General features: G+C 43.8%; 14 protein-coding genes and 1 tRNA gene. All 15 read left to right on the top strand.

The window, feature by feature from the left end:
• Positions 1-224: 224 nt before the first annotated feature.
• Positions 225-680 (top strand): division/cell wall cluster transcriptional repressor MraZ, encoded by a 456-nt coding sequence (locus tag M3P07_RS16340; RefSeq protein WP_249970998.1) that lies wholly within the window; start codon positions 225-227, stop codon positions 678-680.
• Entirely contained in the window at positions 673-1,575 is a 903-nt protein-coding gene (gene rsmH, locus M3P07_RS16335; RefSeq protein ID WP_249970997.1) for a 16S rRNA (cytosine(1402)-N(4))-methyltransferase RsmH, read from the top strand. The genes M3P07_RS16340 and rsmH overlap by 8 nt, the downstream gene beginning before the upstream one ends.
• 138 nt (positions 1,576-1,713) lie before the next feature.
• Positions 1,714-2,031, top strand: a complete 318-nt coding sequence (locus tag M3P07_RS16330) for an FtsL-like putative cell division protein (RefSeq protein ID WP_249970996.1) — start codon at positions 1,714-1,716, stop codon at positions 2,029-2,031.
• Positions 2,031-4,040, top strand: a complete 2,010-nt coding sequence (locus M3P07_RS16325; protein WP_249970995.1) for a penicillin-binding protein — start codon at positions 2,031-2,033, stop codon at positions 4,038-4,040. The genes M3P07_RS16330 and M3P07_RS16325 overlap by 1 nt, the downstream gene beginning before the upstream one ends.
• Positions 4,037-5,500 (top strand): UDP-N-acetylmuramoyl-L-alanyl-D-glutamate--2,6-diaminopimelate ligase, encoded by a 1,464-nt coding sequence (locus M3P07_RS16320; RefSeq protein WP_249970994.1) that lies wholly within the window; start codon positions 4,037-4,039, stop codon positions 5,498-5,500. The genes M3P07_RS16325 and M3P07_RS16320 overlap by 4 nt, the downstream gene beginning before the upstream one ends.
• Positions 5,501-5,617: 117 nt before the next feature.
• A complete protein-coding gene (gene mraY / locus M3P07_RS16315) occupies positions 5,618-6,838 on the top strand; it encodes a phospho-N-acetylmuramoyl-pentapeptide-transferase (RefSeq protein WP_249970993.1) in 1,221 nt (406 codons plus the stop codon).
• Complete coding sequence (murD, locus tag M3P07_RS16310; protein WP_249970992.1) at positions 6,839-8,173, top strand: UDP-N-acetylmuramoyl-L-alanine--D-glutamate ligase; 1,335 nt, start codon at positions 6,839-6,841, stop codon at positions 8,171-8,173.
• A 2-nt stretch (positions 8,174-8,175) separates the two neighbouring features.
• Positions 8,176-9,384 carry an FtsW/RodA/SpoVE family cell cycle protein gene (locus M3P07_RS16305; RefSeq protein WP_249970991.1) on the top strand — a complete coding sequence of 403 codons (1,209 nt, stop codon included), beginning with the start codon at positions 8,176-8,178 and terminating at the stop codon, positions 9,382-9,384.
• Positions 9,371-10,459: an undecaprenyldiphospho-muramoylpentapeptide beta-N-acetylglucosaminyltransferase gene (murG, locus tag M3P07_RS16300; RefSeq protein ID WP_249970990.1), complete on the top strand. Its 1,089-nt coding sequence runs from the start codon at positions 9,371-9,373 to the stop codon at positions 10,457-10,459. Before M3P07_RS16305 ends, murG begins: the two co-directional genes overlap by 14 nt.
• Entirely contained in the window at positions 10,456-11,808 is a 1,353-nt protein-coding gene (gene murC / locus M3P07_RS16295; protein WP_249970989.1) for a UDP-N-acetylmuramate--L-alanine ligase, read from the top strand. The genes murG and murC overlap by 4 nt, the downstream gene beginning before the upstream one ends.
• Positions 11,798-12,517, top strand: a complete 720-nt coding sequence (locus M3P07_RS16290) for a cell division protein FtsQ/DivIB (RefSeq protein ID WP_249970988.1) — start codon at positions 11,798-11,800, stop codon at positions 12,515-12,517. The genes murC and M3P07_RS16290 overlap by 11 nt, the downstream gene beginning before the upstream one ends.
• A gap of 3 nt (positions 12,518-12,520) precedes the next feature.
• On the top strand, positions 12,521-13,837 hold the full coding sequence (gene ftsA / locus M3P07_RS16285; RefSeq protein ID WP_249970987.1) for a cell division protein FtsA: 1,317 nt from the start codon (positions 12,521-12,523) through the stop codon (positions 13,835-13,837).
• A gap of 29 nt (positions 13,838-13,866) precedes the next feature.
• The gene (gene ftsZ, locus M3P07_RS16280) at positions 13,867-15,834 is read left to right on the top strand and encodes a cell division protein FtsZ (protein ID WP_249970986.1); all 1,968 of its coding nucleotides are present in this window, start codon (positions 13,867-13,869) and stop codon (positions 15,832-15,834) included.
• 100 nt (positions 15,835-15,934) lie between these two features.
• Complete coding sequence (locus M3P07_RS16275; RefSeq protein ID WP_249970985.1) at positions 15,935-16,387, top strand: GatB/YqeY domain-containing protein; 453 nt, start codon at positions 15,935-15,937, stop codon at positions 16,385-16,387.
• An 8-nt stretch (positions 16,388-16,395) separates the two neighbouring features.
• A tRNA-Arg gene (locus M3P07_RS16270) sits at positions 16,396-16,469 on the top strand.
• Positions 16,470-16,502: the final 33 nt, after the last annotated feature.

The following is a 16,502-nucleotide window of genomic DNA, read 5'->3' as shown; positions in this document are numbered from 1 at the left end:
AGACCACACAAAATTGGACTTTGGACACCCTGCTGAAATGAGCAATTCAAGAACGGGTTTTGATCGTAGAACAGGTAAAATAGATTCTAGGTATGATTTCATACCCAGATTTCCGCTTTTCATCTAAAAAGTGGAGAATTTATTAACAAAAGTGGATTTTGGTGGAGAAATGTGGAAATAAAATCTATATATTTGAGTTATGGTTTATAACTAATTGATTTCTAGTGACCCATATCATAGGACAACATGATTGTAAAGCTGATACCAAAGGTAGGGTGATTTTGCCTATATCCTTAAAGAACCAGCTTTTGCCTGTTTTGAAGGATGGGTTTGTAATCAAAAGGTCTGTTTTTCAGCAGTGTTTGGAGCTGTATCCAAAACAGGAATTTGATGTTTTGATGCAGAAGGTGATGAAGAAAAGCAAGATCAGTCGCAAGTACGATGCCTTTGTGCGAAACTTTGTGGCAGGGATGAAGGAGGTATCTATTGATGGGGATACGGGGAGGCTCCAAATTCCAAAAAATCTTGTGGACTATGCGGGCATCGGAAAAGAAGTGGTGCTCAATGCCGTATTCGACAAAATTGAGATTTGGAGCAAGGACAGGTACGAAAAGGTCTTGGCTGAAGGTGAGAAGGACTATGCCGACTTGGCGGAGGAGATTTTTGCTGAAGATGAGTAGTCAATACCATGATCCCGTTTTACTGCAAGAATCGGTGGACGGGTTGAACATAAAAGAAAATGGAGTTTATGTGGATGTCACTTTTGGTGGCGGGGGACACTCCAAAGAAATATTGAAAAGGCTGGGTAACGAAGGTAAGTTGTTTGCCTTTGATCAAGATGAGGACGCACTGGCCAATGCCATTGATGATGAACGATTTCAATTGATCAACCAAAATTTCCAGTTTCTCAAACAGTATTTAAAGTTCTATGGCATTCGGAAAGTTGATGGAATCTTGGCTGATTTCGGGGTTTCTTCCCATCAGTTCGATGAGGCGGAACGCGGTTTTTCCATTCGGTTTAATGCAGACTTGGATATGCGGATGAACAGAGGTAGTGACCTTTCTGCTTTCGAAGTGGTCAATAGGTATTCCCAAGAAGATTTAGCATCGGTTTTGTTCCAATACGGTGAATTGCGCAATGCAAATGCCATGGCAAAGACGATTGTCGAGTCAAGAACTGGGGAGCCCATAAAGACTACGGACCAGTTAAAAACTGTGTTGCAAAGGTTTTTGCCCAAAATGAAAGAAAACAAGATTTTGGCCCAAATCTATCAGGCGATCAGGATTGAGGTCAACCAAGAGATCGAGGTGTTAAAGAAGCTATTGCTTCAAACTCCCGATTTGCTAAACGAAGGGGGAAGGTTGAGCCTGATCAGTTACCATTCCTTAGAGGATCGATTGGTAAAGCGGTTTATTCGGGCAGGAAAGTTCGAGGGGGAGCCCGAAAAGGATTTTTACGGCAACATCAATGTCCCTTTAAAAAAAGTAGGCGGGTTAATAATACCATCAGCAGAAGAAATAGCCAGGAACAACAGGGCGCGAAGTGCAAAGCTCCGCATTGCAGAACGCATATAAGATTTATGCCCAGTTAAGGGTATTTGTGGAATTCGTGACAAGCCGATGATTGACCTTGGGAATGAGCACGGAGCAGGGATAAAGAATATGAGCATTAGGATTCCCGCCTTCGCGGGAATGATAAATGGAGACTAGAATATGAAAAAAGGATTACTGGACATACTAAAAGGAAAGTTTTTGGTGAGCGGGGATGCTCCCAAAAATTGGATATTCCTTTTGTTCGCTTCCTTTTTGGCGGCCATGATGATTTCGAGCAGCCATAATGCCGATAAAAAAGTACATGAGATCGCCGCTTTGAACGAAGAGGTGCGAAAGCTTAAAAGTGAATTCTTTAAGCATCGTTCCACCGTGCAACAACTCAAGTTGGAATCCACGCTTCGGGAAACGGTTGCTTTGGAAGGGCTTAAACCTTCAGAAAACCCACCTCAAAAAATAAAAGTAAAGTCAACGGATTAATGGCCATCACCGAAAAAAATATCATGAATCGCTTGTACCTGATTGCCGGGTGCTTACTGGTGTTTGCCATAGCGGTAGTGGTCCGGTTGGTGGACATTCAGATGGTTAAGGGTGAGGAATACAAGGAACTTGCCCTGAGTCAGACCGAGAAAATGTTCACTATAGAGCCCAATCGTGGAAATCTGTATTCCGACGATGGGAGTCTCCTAGCTGCGTCCGTACCTAAATATGAGATTCGGTTTGATGCAAAAACCGTGGATGAAGACGATTTTCAAAATCACGTTGGTGCGCTCTCAGATTCTTTGGGGCTTATGTTCAACCGACCATCGTCCTATTACCGGCAACTTTTTAGAAAAGCAAGGGCCAATGGCAACCGCTATAAACTGGTGGCCCGTAATGTGGATTACTTGGATTATGTAAGGATTAAAAAATTCCCACTTTTTAGCAAAGGGCCGTACAAGGGTGGATTTATTGAAAAGCACCGAGTGGTGAGGGAATATCCATTGGGCAAAATGGCTGCCCGAAGCATTGGCTATGAGCGTGTGGACGAAAATGGGTACTATACCAGGGTTGGACTGGACGGCGCCTTTGGCGAACAATATCTAAGAGGGAAGGAAGGCAAGCGCCTTAAGCAGAAAATTGCCAAAGAACAATGGAAACCTGTTGGCTTGGATAATATTGTGGAGCCCCAAGATGGTTTGGATGTAGTATCGACCATTGATATCAACATTCAGGATATTGCCCACCACGAACTGTTGGCCCAATTGGAAAAATATCAGGCAGATCATGGTTGTGTTGTGGTTATGGAAACGGCCACTGGAGAAGTTAAGGCCATTTCCAATTTGGGAAGGACTTCCGAGGGCAAATATTATGAAAAACTAAATTATGCAGTAGGTGAATCCCATGAACCTGGATCTACCTTTAAATTGATGTCCCTTGTGGCTGCGTTGGAAGATAAGGTGGTGGACACCAGCACGGTAATCGATACCAAAAAAGGGAGATACCGCATCTATGACAGGGTTGTCAAAGACTCCAAGTGGGGCGGGTATGGTAAAATTTCGGTTTCCGAAGCCTTTGCCGTTTCCTCGAACACTGCCTTTGCCAAAATGATTCATGAGAATTATAAGGAAGACCCAGGAAAATTTGTCAATCGATTGATGAATATGGGACTTCATAAAAAATTGGATCTACCGATCATTGGAGAAGGCAAGCCGGTAATTCGTTATCCGGGAGACCCAGGTTGGTCAGGAATCTCCTTGGGGTGGATGTCCCATGGGTATGAGGTGTCCCTAACACCAATGCAGACCTTGGCCTTTTACAATGCCATTGCCAACAATGGTGAATTCGTAAAACCAAGGCTCATCAAAGAAGTTAAGGAAGGCAACAAAGTGCTCGAAAAGTTTGACAAGGAGGTGACCAATGCCTCAATATGCTCTCAGGAGACGGTGAACAAAGTTCGCCAACTGATGAAGGAAGTGGTGGAGAAGGACTTTGGTACAGGGCATGGATTGTACTCCAAGAGTTTTTCCATGGCAGGAAAAACAGGGACCACCCAAAAGAATTATGTGGCGAAGGATCCCGATAAATTGGCCTATATCTCCTCATTTGCCGGTTATTTTCCAGCGGATAATCCCAAATATTCCTGCATTGTGGTCATTCACGAGCCAGATAAGAGCGTAGGTTATTATGGTGCCGATGTCTCCGGCCCGGTATTTAAATCCATGGCGCAAAAAATATATGCCACATCTCCAATTGTCGATGAAGTTCAAGGGAAGGCTTTTAACGAGGAAATCCTGGATAAAAAATACAAGCAATACTATGCTCACATCCAAAAGGAGTACCCCAAAGTACCCAACGTAAAGGGAATGTGCGGTATGGATGCGGTTTCCCTGTTGGAAAATCTGGGTATTGAGGTGGAAGTACGCGGAAATGGAAAAGTTAAAGCTCAATCCGTCACCCAGGGAACGGACATTGGTCAAGTAACAAAAATTGTACTGGAACTTTCATGAAGTTATTGAAGGACATATTGTTTGGTGTTAGCCTCTCTGCAGTGAGTGGAGATACCAATGTTATGGTAAATCAGGTTCATTTCGATTCCCGAAAAGTGGAAATGGACGATGTTTTTGTGGCGGTGAGAGGTACGGTAACCGATGGGCACCAGTACCTGCAAAAGGCTGTTGAAATGGGAGCCAAAGCCGTGGTGTGCGAAGAACTACCGGAATTGGTGGTCAATGGGGTTACCTATATAAAGGTGCCGGATAGTGCAAGTGCCTTGGCAGTACTGGCCTCCAATTTTTACGATTCCCCTTCCAAAAACCTGAAACTGGTTGGAATTACAGGAACCAATGGAAAAACAACGGTCAGTACCCTTTTGTACAACCTTTTCAAAAAAGCCGGATTTAAGGTAGGATTGATCTCAACCATAAAAATTATGGTGGATGACAAGGAATATAAAACAAGCCATACCACTCCAGATGTAATGACCATAAACCAACACCTTTCCGAAATGAACGGGGAGGGTGTGGAATTTTGTTTTATGGAGGTGAGCTCCCACGGAATCCATCAAAAAAGGTCGGAAGGATTACATTTTGCCGGAGCAATTTTTACCAACCTCTCCCATGATCATCTGGATTATCATAAATCCTTTGCAGAATACAGGGATACCAAGAAAAAGTTGTTCGATGCCCTTCCAAAATCGGCCTTTGCCTTGAGCAATATCGATGACAAGAATGGGAAGGTGATGTTACAGAACACCAAAGCCAAAAAGCAGACCTATGCCCTAAAGAGCTACGCGGATTACAGAGCCCAAATTTTGGAAAAACAGTTCAATGGGCAACTGCTGAAGATTGATGAAAATGAGCTTTGGTCCAAGTTGATAGGAGATTTTAATGCCTACAACCTTTTGGCCATTTATGCCACCGCGGACCTTTTGGGCCTTGAAAAAATGGAAACCTTGAAACTTATCAGTGAACTGGAAAACGTTGACGGTAGGTTCCAATATTTTATATCGAAAGAGAGAATTACGGCAATTGTTGATTATGCCCATACACCGGATGCATTAAAAAATGTGTTGGTTACCATCAACGCATTGAGGACTGGAAATGAAAACGTCATCACCGTAGTGGGGTGTGGTGGTGATCGTGACAAGTCTAAGCGTCCGGTTATGGGTCATATCGCTTCAGAAATGAGTACTCAGGCCATTTTTACTTCCGATAACCCCAGAACGGAGTCCCCGACCACGATCATTGAGGAAATGGAAGCAGGGGTCGAAGCTCAAAACACCAAAAAAGTATTGTCCATCGAAAACCGGAAACAGGCCATTAAAACTGCCTGTAAACTTGCCTTGGCCAACGATATTATCCTTGTGGCCGGCAAGGGGCACGAAACCTATCAAGAAACTGATGGTGTGCGCGTTGATTTTGATGATTTCAAGGAAGTAAAGGAGGCTCTCGAAGACCTCGGAAAGTAATTGTAATAACAGGAATGAACCAAGAAACAAGAGACAAGAAACAAGATTCCAAATTAAGAATATTAGCGTCTTGATTCTAACATCTTTTGTCTTGAATCCATAGTTTAAAGTCTAGCAATGCTATACTATTTGTTCGAATATTTGGAGAAGCAATACCAACTGCCTGGAGCAGGACTCTTTGGGTTCCTCACCTTTAGGGCCGCTATGTCCGTGATGCTGTCTCTTTTGATTGCCATGGTCTATGGTAAGCGTATCATTCTCTTTCTTCAAAAGAAGCAAATTGGGGAGAGTATCCGCGATTTGGGATTAGAAGGACAGCAACAAAAAGCTGGAACACCCACCATGGGCGGACTGATCATTATCATCTCGACCCTAATCCCTGTATTGTTGTTCGCTGATATAAAGAACATTTATATCATCTTGTTGATCATCACCACGATTTGGATGGGAATCATTGGTTTTGTGGATGACTACATCAAAATCTTCAAAAAGGATAAAAAGGGACTCAAAGGCCGATTTAAGATCATGGGGCAGGTTGTGCTTGGATTGATTGTTGGTTCCATTATGTATTTCCACCCTGAAGTTACCATCAAGGAAAAAGACTCGACCCGGATAACCGAAGACTTCAATGTGGAGCAAGTGTTTGGCCAGGAGACCAAGAGCGTAATGACCAATGTTCCCTTTTTCAAGAATAACGAACTGGACTATGCAGAATGGATTTCGTGGGCCGGGGAAGGAATGGAAAGCTATGCTTGGCTCATTTTTATTCCCGTAGTGATCTTTATTATTACCGCGGTATCCAATGGGGCCAACCTTACGGATGGTATCGATGGATTGGCGGCAGGTTCTTCGGCAATAATTGTATTAACCCTGGGCATTTTTGCCTGGGTATCCGGGAATATTGAATTCTCGGATTATCTGGACATTTTTTATATCCCACGGGTAGGCGAGCTTTTGATTTTTATAGCGGCATTTGTTGGGGCCTTGATTGGATTTTTATGGTACAACGCCTTTCCTGCCCAAGTGTTTATGGGCGATACGGGCAGCCTTACCATTGGAGGTGTGATCGCGGTGATTGCCATCATTGTGAGAAAGGAACTGTTGATTCCCATTTTGTGCGGAATCTTCTTTGCAGAGACCCTGTCGGTGATGCTTCAGGTGAGCTATTTCAAACGCACCAAAAAGAAATATGGAGAAGGAAAGCGTTTGTTCTTGATGGCTCCGTTGCACCACCACTTTCAAAAGAAAATGTACCACGAAAGCAAGATAGTGACCCGTTTTTGGATCATTGGAATATTTCTGGCCATTGTGAGCATCGTCACCTTGAAGATTCGGTAGATGGCTCGCTTGGTGATACTTGGTGGAGGCGAAAGCGGTGTAGGTACCGCAATTTTGGGAATAAAAGAAGGCTTTGAGGTTTTTGTTTCGGACAAAGGCGAAATCAAAGAAGAATATAAACAGGTTCTTGAACATTTTGAGATTGAATGGGAGTCGGGAAAGCATACCGAAGCTAAGATTCTTGATGCGGATATAGTGATGAAGAGTCCGGGAATACCGGACAAAGTTGCTTTGGTTAAGCAGTTGGTTAAGACTGGGATTCCGGTAATTTCTGAGATTGAGTTTGCATCAAAGTATACCAATGCAACCCTTATTGGAATCACTGGTAGCAACGGTAAGACCACCACCACCATGCTAACCCACCACTTGCTAAAGGAAGGTGGATTGAAGGCAGGAATGGCAGGAAACATTGGTGATAGTTTCGCCAAAATGGTGGCTGACCAGGATTGGGAAGAGTATGTGTTGGAAATCAGCAGTTTTCAATTGGATGGTATCGTGGATTTTAAACCCAAAATTGCCATCATCACCAACATTACACCCGACCATTTGGATCGCTATGATTATAAGTTCGAAAACTATATCGCTTCCAAATTTAGGATAGCGATGAACCAAGATCAGTACGATTACCTGATTTACGATGCCGATGATGCCGTAATCACGGCGTGGTTGGAAAAGCACCCTGTTCAATCCAAATTGTTACCCTTTTCCCTTAGGGAGAAGCAAAAGGAAGGAGCTTGGTTGGATAAGGACATAATTAAACTGAACGTAGAACATAAAACCTTGGAAATGAGCACTGATATTTTGGCCTTGGAAGGCCAGCACAACGTAAAAAACACCATGGCAGCTGGATTGGCCGCCCTATTGGTGAATGTGAGAAAGGAAACTATCCGTAAGAGCATCCAGTCATTCCAAGGTGTTCCTCATAGGCTCGAAAAGGTCTTGAAAATCAATCATGTAGAGTATGTAAACGATTCTAAGGCCACCAATGTTAATGCCACATACTATGCGTTGGATGGCATTAAAAAACCCATTGTTTGGATTGTTGGAGGAGTGGACAAAGGAAACGATTATGCCGAATTGATGCCCCTGGTACGCGAAAAGGTAAAGGCCATTATTTGTTTAGGAATGGACAATTCCAAGCTCAAAGAAGCCTTTGGTAATGTTATTGAGCTCATGGTGGAAACCTATTCCATGGAGGAAGCAGTAAAAGTGGCCTATAAAATTTCAGAACGGGGAGATTCGGTGCTGTTGTCACCTGCCTGTGCAAGCTTCGACCTCTTCGAAAATTATGAGGATAGGGGAAATCAATTCAAAACAGCAATTAAAAACTTATAGGAATGTTATCGGTATTTAAAAATTTGAAAGGGGATAAAGCCATCTGGGGACTCGTGGCCCTGCTGGCCCTTTTCTCATTTTTACCGGTATATAGTGCCAGTACCAATTTGGTCTATGTCAATGACGATGGTACCACGATTGGGCATTTGGTGAAACATGCGGTCCTGTTATTTCTTGGATTTGGGATAATCTACGCGGTATACCGCATCCCTACCCATTACTTTAAAGGCCTGTCGATAATTGCAATGCCCATCGTACTCATTTTATTGGCCTATACCTTAACGGTAGAGACTAAAATTGGCGGGATCACGGCCAACCGATGGATTAAGATTCCCTTCGTAGGCGTCAATTTTCAGACGTCCACCTTGGCCTCTGTGGTATTGATGATTTGGGTGGCCCGATACCTCACAAAGATCAAGGATACGACCATCACTTTCAAGGAGAGTATTTTGCCGCTTTGGCTGCCCTCGGCCTTGGTGGTGCTGTTGATATTGCCCGAGAACTTTTCAACCGCTGCCATTATCTGTTTTCTGGTGTTGGTATTGTGTTTTTTAGGAGGATATCCGCTCAAATACCTGTTCAGTATCGTAGGGGCGGGATTGATTCTTGGGGCCATGTTCCTGTTTGTCATTTTCAAGACACCGGAGGTAATTCCGGGACAAAGAGCGACTACCTGGAAATCGAGAATAGAGACTTTTTGGAGCCCTGAAAAAGCAGATAAGGACGATTTGCACCAACTTACCTTAGCAAAGATTGCCATAGCCGAAGGCGGGGTTGTGGGCAAAGGAGCTGGAAAAAGTGTGATGAAGAACATGTTGTCCCAAAGCACCTCGGATTTCATTTTTGCGATCATTATCGAGGAGTATGGATTGTTGGGAGGTGGAGCGCTGCTATTTTTCTATTTGTTGTTACTGTTTCGGATTGTGGTAGTGGCCAATTCGGCCAAGACGGTATTCTCAAAACTCCTGGTCATAGGAGTGGGCTTACCGATAGTTTTTCAAGCCTTCATCAACATGGCAGTGGTGGTGCAATTGTTCCCGGTAACGGGTCAGCCCTTGCCGCTGATCAGTATGGGAGGGACATCAATATGGATGACCTGTATGGCCATCGGTATTGTGTTGAGCGCAAGCAATAAAAAAGAGAATTTGGAGGAGCAATCCCATGAAATAGATGAGACGAACCCTTTAGAAATATTGAGTGGGCAATTATAGGTTCATACTTTCTGGAGGAGGAACAGGCGGACATATTTATCCAGCTATTGCGATAGCAAATGAGCTAAAATTAAGGCACCCAGATGCTGAATTTTTGTTCGTTGGAGCGAAGGATAAAATGGAAATGGAGAAAGTACCGCAAGCCGGATACAAAATTGAAGGGCTGTGGATAAGTGGAATACAACGGAAACTGACATTGAAAAATCTCATGTTTCCCTTTAAACTGATAAGTAGTTTGTTGAGAGCACGCAACATAGTAAAACAGTTTCGACCTGATGTAGCTATTGGCACCGGAGGGTTTGCCAGTGGGCCATTACTGCGTATGGCAGCAGGCTCCAAGGTGCCTTGTGTACTTCAAGAACAAAACTCCTTTGCCGGCATAACCAACAAGCTCTTGGCTAGCAGGGCCCATAGCATTTGTGTGGCCTATGAAGGTATGGAAAAATTCTTTCCAAAGGAGAAAATTGTTAAGACAGGAAATCCCGTGCGCCAGGATTTGGTCCACTTAAACGTGGGTAGGGATGAGGCCCTTACCACCTATGGCTTGGACCAAGCGAAAAAGACAGTACTGGTTTTGGGAGGGAGTTTAGGTGCAAGACGCATCAATCAGCTGATTGAAAAGGAACTGGACTTCTTTAAAAACAAGAACATACAGCTGCTGTGGCAATGCGGAAAATTGTATCACGATGAATATAAAAAGTACGACTCGGACTCGGTTCGAGTTGTGGCCTTTATCAATCAAATGGATCATGCCTACAGCGCAGCGGATTTTATTATTTCCCGTTCAGGGGCAAGTTCGGTATCCGAGCTTTGTTTGGTGGGCAAGCCCGTGATTTTTATTCCATCCCCGAATGTAGCGGAGGATCATCAAACCAAAAATGCGGAAGCCTTGTCGTCCAGGAACGCGGCTATTTTATTGAAGGAATCCGAATTGGATGCCAAGTTCGAAACAAGCTTTTCGGAAGTGCTGGATTCAGGACAAAGACAGGCTGAACTGCGTGTGAACATTAAAAAACTGGCATTGCCAAAAGCCACAGAACATATTGTTGATGAAATAGAGAAGTTGCTAAAATGAATATGAAGGACATACATAACGTTTTTTTTATCGGTATCGGTGGAATCGGTATGTCCGCGTTGGCGCGCTATTTCAAGTTTGTCGGGAAGGAAGTTATTGGCTACGATAGGACCAAAAGCCCTATTACGGATACCTTGGAGACCAAGGGGATTACTGTCCATTTTGAGGATTCCATGGACTTGGTTCCCACTGCATTTAGGAATTCGGAGCAGACCTTGGTGGTCTATACACCAGCAGTACCGGATTCCCATGCCCAACTTAGTTATTTTAGGGCGAATGGATTTGAGGTCAAAAAGCGCTCCGAAGTGCTTGGCATTATCACTAGGGACACTTTCTGCTTCGCAGTGGCCGGAACTCATGGCAAAACAACCACATCTTGTATTCTAGCACATTTGCTTAAGGAAACAGGTACACCATTTACAGCCTTTTTAGGCGGAATTTCGGAGGATTTCAACAGCAATTTTGTCTTGGATGGCACAGCGTATTCCGTTGTTGAGGCTGATGAGTTCGACCGTTCATTTTTACAACTTTCCCCGGATGTGGCCTGTATAACCTCCATGGATGCCGACCATTTGGACATCTATGGAACCGAGAAGGAATTGCATCAATCTTTCCGAGATTTTACGGAATGTTTGAAACCGAGTGGGAAATTGTTTGTCAAGAGCGGTTTGCCATTACAGGGTAACACATTTGGAATTGGGGGTGATTCGGATTTTCGAATAGAGAATATAACGATTGAACATGGGACCTACCTATTTGACTTGGTCACACCTGCAGAGGTGTTGAAGCAAGTTCGTTTTAACAAACCGGGCAGGCACAATCTGCTCAATGGATTAGCGGCTTTTGCGATGGCGGTGCAGGCTGGTTCCCCTCCGCACCGTCTTGCCGAAGCTTTGGGAAGCTTTAAAGGTGTCCAACGCCGTTTTTCATATCAAATCAAGGAAAAGGACTTTGTGTTTATAGACGACTATGCACATCATCCTACAGAAATCAATGCCGTACATGATGCGGTTCGGGAAATGCATCCGAGCAAGGAGGTAATCGCTGTTTTCCAACCCCATTTATTTTCCAGGACAAAGGATTTTGTGGAAGATTTTGCCTTAAGTCTGTCCAAGTTTGATGGTATCCTATTGTTGGAAATTTATCCGGCAAGGGAAGAACCTATTGCCGGGGTCAATTCCGAATGGCTATTGGACAAAATTGAAAATCCAAATAAGAAATTGGTTTCAAAATCGGACTTGATCCATGAGATAAAGCAAAGTAAAACAGATGTTTTGGTGACTATGGGAGCAGGGGATATAGGTTTGGAAGTGCCCAAAATAAAAAAAGAATTGGCCTATGCGAGTTAATTGGAACAATGTAAAATTGATTTTTTTGTCCCTCGTGGTGGTTGCCCTTTACGGTTTTGCCGATTACAGGAGCAACAACAAAAACGTGGAAGATATTTCCATTAAATTTTTGGGAGACAGCAATTTATATCTAACCGAGGCCTCAGTTAATAAATTGTTAATACAAAATTATGGCACCGTAAAAAATAGGCCCAAAGAACAATTAGTTTTGAATACCATAGAGGAGGTACTACAGTCCAACGAAATGGTGAAAAATGCCCAAGTCTATCTTACTGTAAACGGAGAACTTATATCCAAGATTGTTCAGCGAAAACCAATTGGAAGGGTAGAGGGAGTCTCCAAATTTTATTTGGATGATTTGGGGGAACGCATGCCGTTATCCAAACACCATTCCGCCAGGGTGCCCATAATTACAGGTAAAATTACTGGGAAGACCCTAGAGGATGCCTATGTTATTTTGAATTATATCAACGAAGACGATTTTCTCAGGAAAAATGTCATTGGGATACATATTGAGGAAGAAGGGAAATACCAACTCAAGTTCCGCCTAGAGAATTTTGTTGTGAATTTGGGAGGGGTGGACAACCTCAACGAGAAGTTTAAAAATTTTATGGCCTTTTATGCAAAAGCTGCCAAGGACAAGTCCTTGGAGAAGTATGCAGTAGTAAGTTTAGAATTCAGCAATCAAGTGGTTTGTACCAAAATTTAAAGTATGGAACAGGGTAATTATTCGGTTGGTTTGGACATTGGAACTACCAAGATCGTAGCAATCATTGGTAAGGAAAATGACTATGGAAAAATAGAAATTTTAGGAACCGGTAGATCCAAAAGCTTGGGTGTACATCGGGGCGTGGTCAATAACATCACCCAGACCATTTCCTCCATCCAACAAGCAGTGGAACAGGCGGAGTTAAACTCCGGACTTAAAATCGGTTCTGTGGTCGTGGGTATCGCCGGACAACATATCCGAAGCCTTCAACACAGTGATTATATCACCCGCCCCAATTCCGAAGAGGTCATTGATGACGACGATTTGGAAAAACTGTGTAATCAGGTGTACAAATTGGTCATGTTGCCTGGAGAGGAAATCATCCATGTACTGCCACAAGAATACAAGGTGGACGGCCAATCCGAGATAAAGGAGCCCAAAGGCATGTATGGCGGTCGCCTGGAAGCCAATTTCCATGTGGTGGTTGGACAGGTTTCATCCATCAAAAACATTGGAAGATGCATTAAAAGTGCCGGACTAGATCTAGGAAACATCACCTTGGAGCCGCTTGCATCAGCAGAAGCGGTTTTGAGCCAAGAAGAAAAAGAAGCTGGGGTGGCCTTGATTGACATAGGAGGTGGAACCACTGATTTGGCCATTTTCAAGGATGGTATAATTCGTCACACGTCTGTGATTCCTTTTGGCGGAAACGTAATTACCGAAGATATCAAGGAAGGTTGTTCCATTATTGAAAAACAAGCGGAGCTGCTTAAGATAAAATTTGGATCGGCCTGGCCCGGAGAAAATAAGGACAATGAGATTGTTTCCATTCCCGGATTAAGAGGGCGTGAGCCTAAAGAAATTACCCTGAAAAACCTGTCGAAGATAATCCATGCCCGTGTGGTGGAAATTGTGGAACAGGTGTATGTAGAAATAAAGAACTACGGACATGAAGATCAAAAGAAGAAATTGATTGCAGGAATTGTCCTTACAGGTGGGGGAAGCCAGTTGAAACATTTAAAGCAATTGGTGGAATATATTACCGGTATGGACACCCGAATTGGATATCCCAACGAACATTTGGCCGGAGATTCCGATGAGGAAATTGCCAGCCCCTTGTATGCAACAGCTGTTGGGCTTTTGATGAACGCCTTAGAAACTACGAACAAGCAAACTATGCAGGAAGAAGACGCTGTGCCGGAAGAGGAGCGAGTGTTGGTAGGACAGGAGCATGGAGGAAGCCCGGCGAACAAAGAACGCAAATCGATATTTGACAAATGGTCCGAGAAATTAAAGGACTTTTTGGATAACGCAGAATAATAACCCCATTAAAACGAAACACAACTGTCATGAGTAAGAGCACCGAATTTGACAACATCGCTTTTGATCTCCCCAAAAACAAGAGCAACGTAATTAAGGTAATCGGCGTTGGTGGAGGTGGTGGAAACGCCATCAACCACATGTTCCAGGCCGGAATCAATGGAGTGGACTTTGTGATCTGCAATACAGATGCACAGGCCCTTCAGAACAGTCCCATTCCCAACAAAATCCAGTTAGGGGTTTCCCTTACGGAAGGTTTGGGTGCCGGGGCCAATCCGGAGGTTGGAGAGCAAGCCGCCTTGGAAAGTATGGAAGAAGTTAAGGCCATGCTGGGAACCAATACCAAGATGGCATTCATTACTGCAGGTATGGGCGGTGGAACGGGGACAGGTGCTGCCCCGATCATTGCAAAGGTGGCCAGGGAGATGGATGTGCTTACGGTAGGGATTGTAACCATTCCCTTTCAATTTGAAGGGGCGATGCGGAATAAACAGGCCCAGGCAGGTATAGAAAAACTGCGTGCCAATGTGGATTCCTTGATTGTGATCAATAACAACAAACTCCGCGAGGTATACGGAAATTTGGGGTTCAAGGCCGGTTTTTCCAAGGCAGATGAAGTATTGGCAACTGCAGCAAGGGGAATTGCGGAGGTTATTACCCATCACTATACCCAGAATATCGACCTTAGAGATGCAAAAACGGTGCTTTCCAATAGCGGTACGGCCATAATGGGCTCTTCCACTGCTTCAGGATCTGCTAGGGCAAGCGAGGCCATCATGAAGGCTTTGGATTCGCCATTGTTGAACGATAATAAAATCAATGGGGCCAAGAATGTTCTCTTGTTGATTGTTTCTGGAACACAGGAAATTACCATCGATGAAATCGGTGAAATCAATGACTACATTCAAATAGAAGCTGGTCACGGAGCCAATATCATTATGGGTGTTGGGGAAGACGAGAATTTGGGAGATGCCATTGCCGTAACGGTGATTGCCACGGGGTTTAATGTGGATCAACAAGATCACATCGTTAACACGGAAAGCAAAAAAGTGTTCTATACCCTCGAGGACGAACAAACCGCGGAACAGGAATTGACACCAGAGGCCACATCGGTACAGGAAATTAAACTGGAAAAACCACCAGTAACTGAAGAACCGAAAGTAGTTCGCCACACTTTGGAAATGGAAGAGGAGCCAAATGAGCCTGAAATAGTTTCCAACGAACCGGAATCCGATTTGATTCCGACCACCAACTATATCAAGAATTTTAATGTGTTCTACGAAGAAGTGGTGCCAGAAAATGTGGAAGATGACTTTGTGATCATCGAAGCCAAGAGTATTCTAAACGACATTGAAGTAGTAGATCCAGAAGTGCTATCTCCAAAAGCTGAAGAAGACCAGTTTGCTTTGACCTTTGATATGCCTCTGAACGCTGAAGAAGTTGAAGAGGAAGAAACACAAAATACGATTACCTTCGATTTGGATGATGATTCCATCAAGGAGATTGATGTGCAGGAATTCGTAGAGGTTAAACCCGTTTTGGAATACAATAAAGAAGGGGAGACCCGATACAATTTGGAAGAATACATGGAACTGGAAACCCAATTGACGGGTGCCCGTTCCGTAGCCGAAACCCATGAGCCCAAGCTGGTCGAGGATGAATTGGTTTTCGAGAAGAAAACAATAGCCCCTGAAGCCTCCACTGGAGATGGAGCTTCATCTGGGAATATGGACCCTACCAATAGTTCCATTGGCGACATGCTAAAAGATAGGGCCGATGAACGAAGAAAAAAGCTAAAGAATTTCAACTATAAGTTTCAGAACAACCGAAACAGCATTGATGAAATAGAAAAACAGCCTGCCTACAAAAGGCAAGGGGTAGATTTGGAGGACAGCCCGAAAGAGCAAAAAGTATCACGCACCACATTGAGTGAGGATAGCAATGATGAAATGCAGTTGCGATCCAACAACTCTTTTTTGCACGATAATGTTGATTAGTAGTGTTTAAATGGTATCCATTTTAAATGGAAATGATAGACCCGTTAGTTAAGAAACTTTCGGGTTTATTTTTTATCTTCGCTGCCCAAAATAAATGGAAATGGGATTGCAGGAACAAGTTATGACTGAGATGAAGGCCGCGATGAAAGCCAAAGACACTGTTGCTTTGGAAGCTTTACGTGCCATTAAATCGGCATTGTTGTTGGCAAGCACTGAAAAAGGTGCGTCCGAGGGGTTTAGCGAAGCTGACGAAATTAAACTTGTGCAAAAGCTGGTAAAACAACGAAAGGATAGCGCTACCATATTCCAAGAACAAGGGAGAGAGGATTTGGCGGAGCCGGAATTGGCCCAAGCTGCGATCATCGAAAAATTCTTGCCCGAGCAATTAACCGCAGAGGAAATTGAAAAAGTAGTGGTACAGACTATAGACGCGGTGGGAGCAGAAGGAATGAAGGATATGGGAAAGGTGATGGGGATTGTCTCCAAGGAATTGGCCGGTCAAGCTGACGGGAAAACCATTTCTGGCATTGTTAAGGCAAAATTGAGTTCATAAAATAAATTGGCCACGTAGCTCAGCTGAATAGAGCACTGGATTTCGGCTCCAGCGGTCGTAGGTTTGAATCCTACCGTGGTCACGAATAAATAGTTCGATAAGAAAAAACGCCAAG

Origin of the sequence: Flagellimonas myxillae (assembly GCF_023502235.1) — a bacterium.
GTDB classification, from domain to species: Bacteria; Bacteroidota; Bacteroidia; order Flavobacteriales; family Flavobacteriaceae; genus Flagellimonas; species Flagellimonas myxillae.
The sequence above is the reverse complement of the archived record's forward strand: the minus strand, read 5'-3'. Positions and strand labels throughout refer to the sequence as shown.

What these genes read in the sequence shown, in the direction of transcription:
- rsmH (WP_249970997.1), top strand. Translation starts at nt 673, where the DNA reads ATGAGTAGTCAATACCATGATCCCGTTTTACTGCAAGAATCGGTGGAC.
- M3P07_RS16330 (WP_249970996.1), top strand. Translation starts at nt 1,714, where the DNA reads ATGAAAAAAGGATTACTGGACATACTAAAAGGAAAGTTTTTGGTGAGC.
- M3P07_RS16325 (WP_249970995.1), top strand. Translation starts at nt 2,031, where the DNA reads ATGGCCATCACCGAAAAAAATATCATGAATCGCTTGTACCTGATTGCC.
- M3P07_RS16320 (WP_249970994.1), top strand. Translation starts at nt 4,037, where the DNA reads ATGAAGTTATTGAAGGACATATTGTTTGGTGTTAGCCTCTCTGCAGTG.
- mraY (WP_249970993.1), top strand. Translation starts at nt 5,618, where the DNA reads ATGCTATACTATTTGTTCGAATATTTGGAGAAGCAATACCAACTGCCT.
- murD (WP_249970992.1), top strand. Translation starts at nt 6,839, where the DNA reads ATGGCTCGCTTGGTGATACTTGGTGGAGGCGAAAGCGGTGTAGGTACC.
- M3P07_RS16305 (WP_249970991.1), top strand. Translation starts at nt 8,176, where the DNA reads ATGTTATCGGTATTTAAAAATTTGAAAGGGGATAAAGCCATCTGGGGA.
- murC (WP_249970989.1), top strand. Translation starts at nt 10,456, where the DNA reads ATGAATATGAAGGACATACATAACGTTTTTTTTATCGGTATCGGTGGA.
- M3P07_RS16290 (WP_249970988.1), top strand. Translation starts at nt 11,798, where the DNA reads ATGCGAGTTAATTGGAACAATGTAAAATTGATTTTTTTGTCCCTCGTG.
- ftsA (WP_249970987.1), top strand. Translation starts at nt 12,521, where the DNA reads ATGGAACAGGGTAATTATTCGGTTGGTTTGGACATTGGAACTACCAAG.
- ftsZ (WP_249970986.1), top strand. Translation starts at nt 13,867, where the DNA reads ATGAGTAAGAGCACCGAATTTGACAACATCGCTTTTGATCTCCCCAAA.
- M3P07_RS16275 (WP_249970985.1), top strand. Translation starts at nt 15,935, where the DNA reads ATGGGATTGCAGGAACAAGTTATGACTGAGATGAAGGCCGCGATGAAA.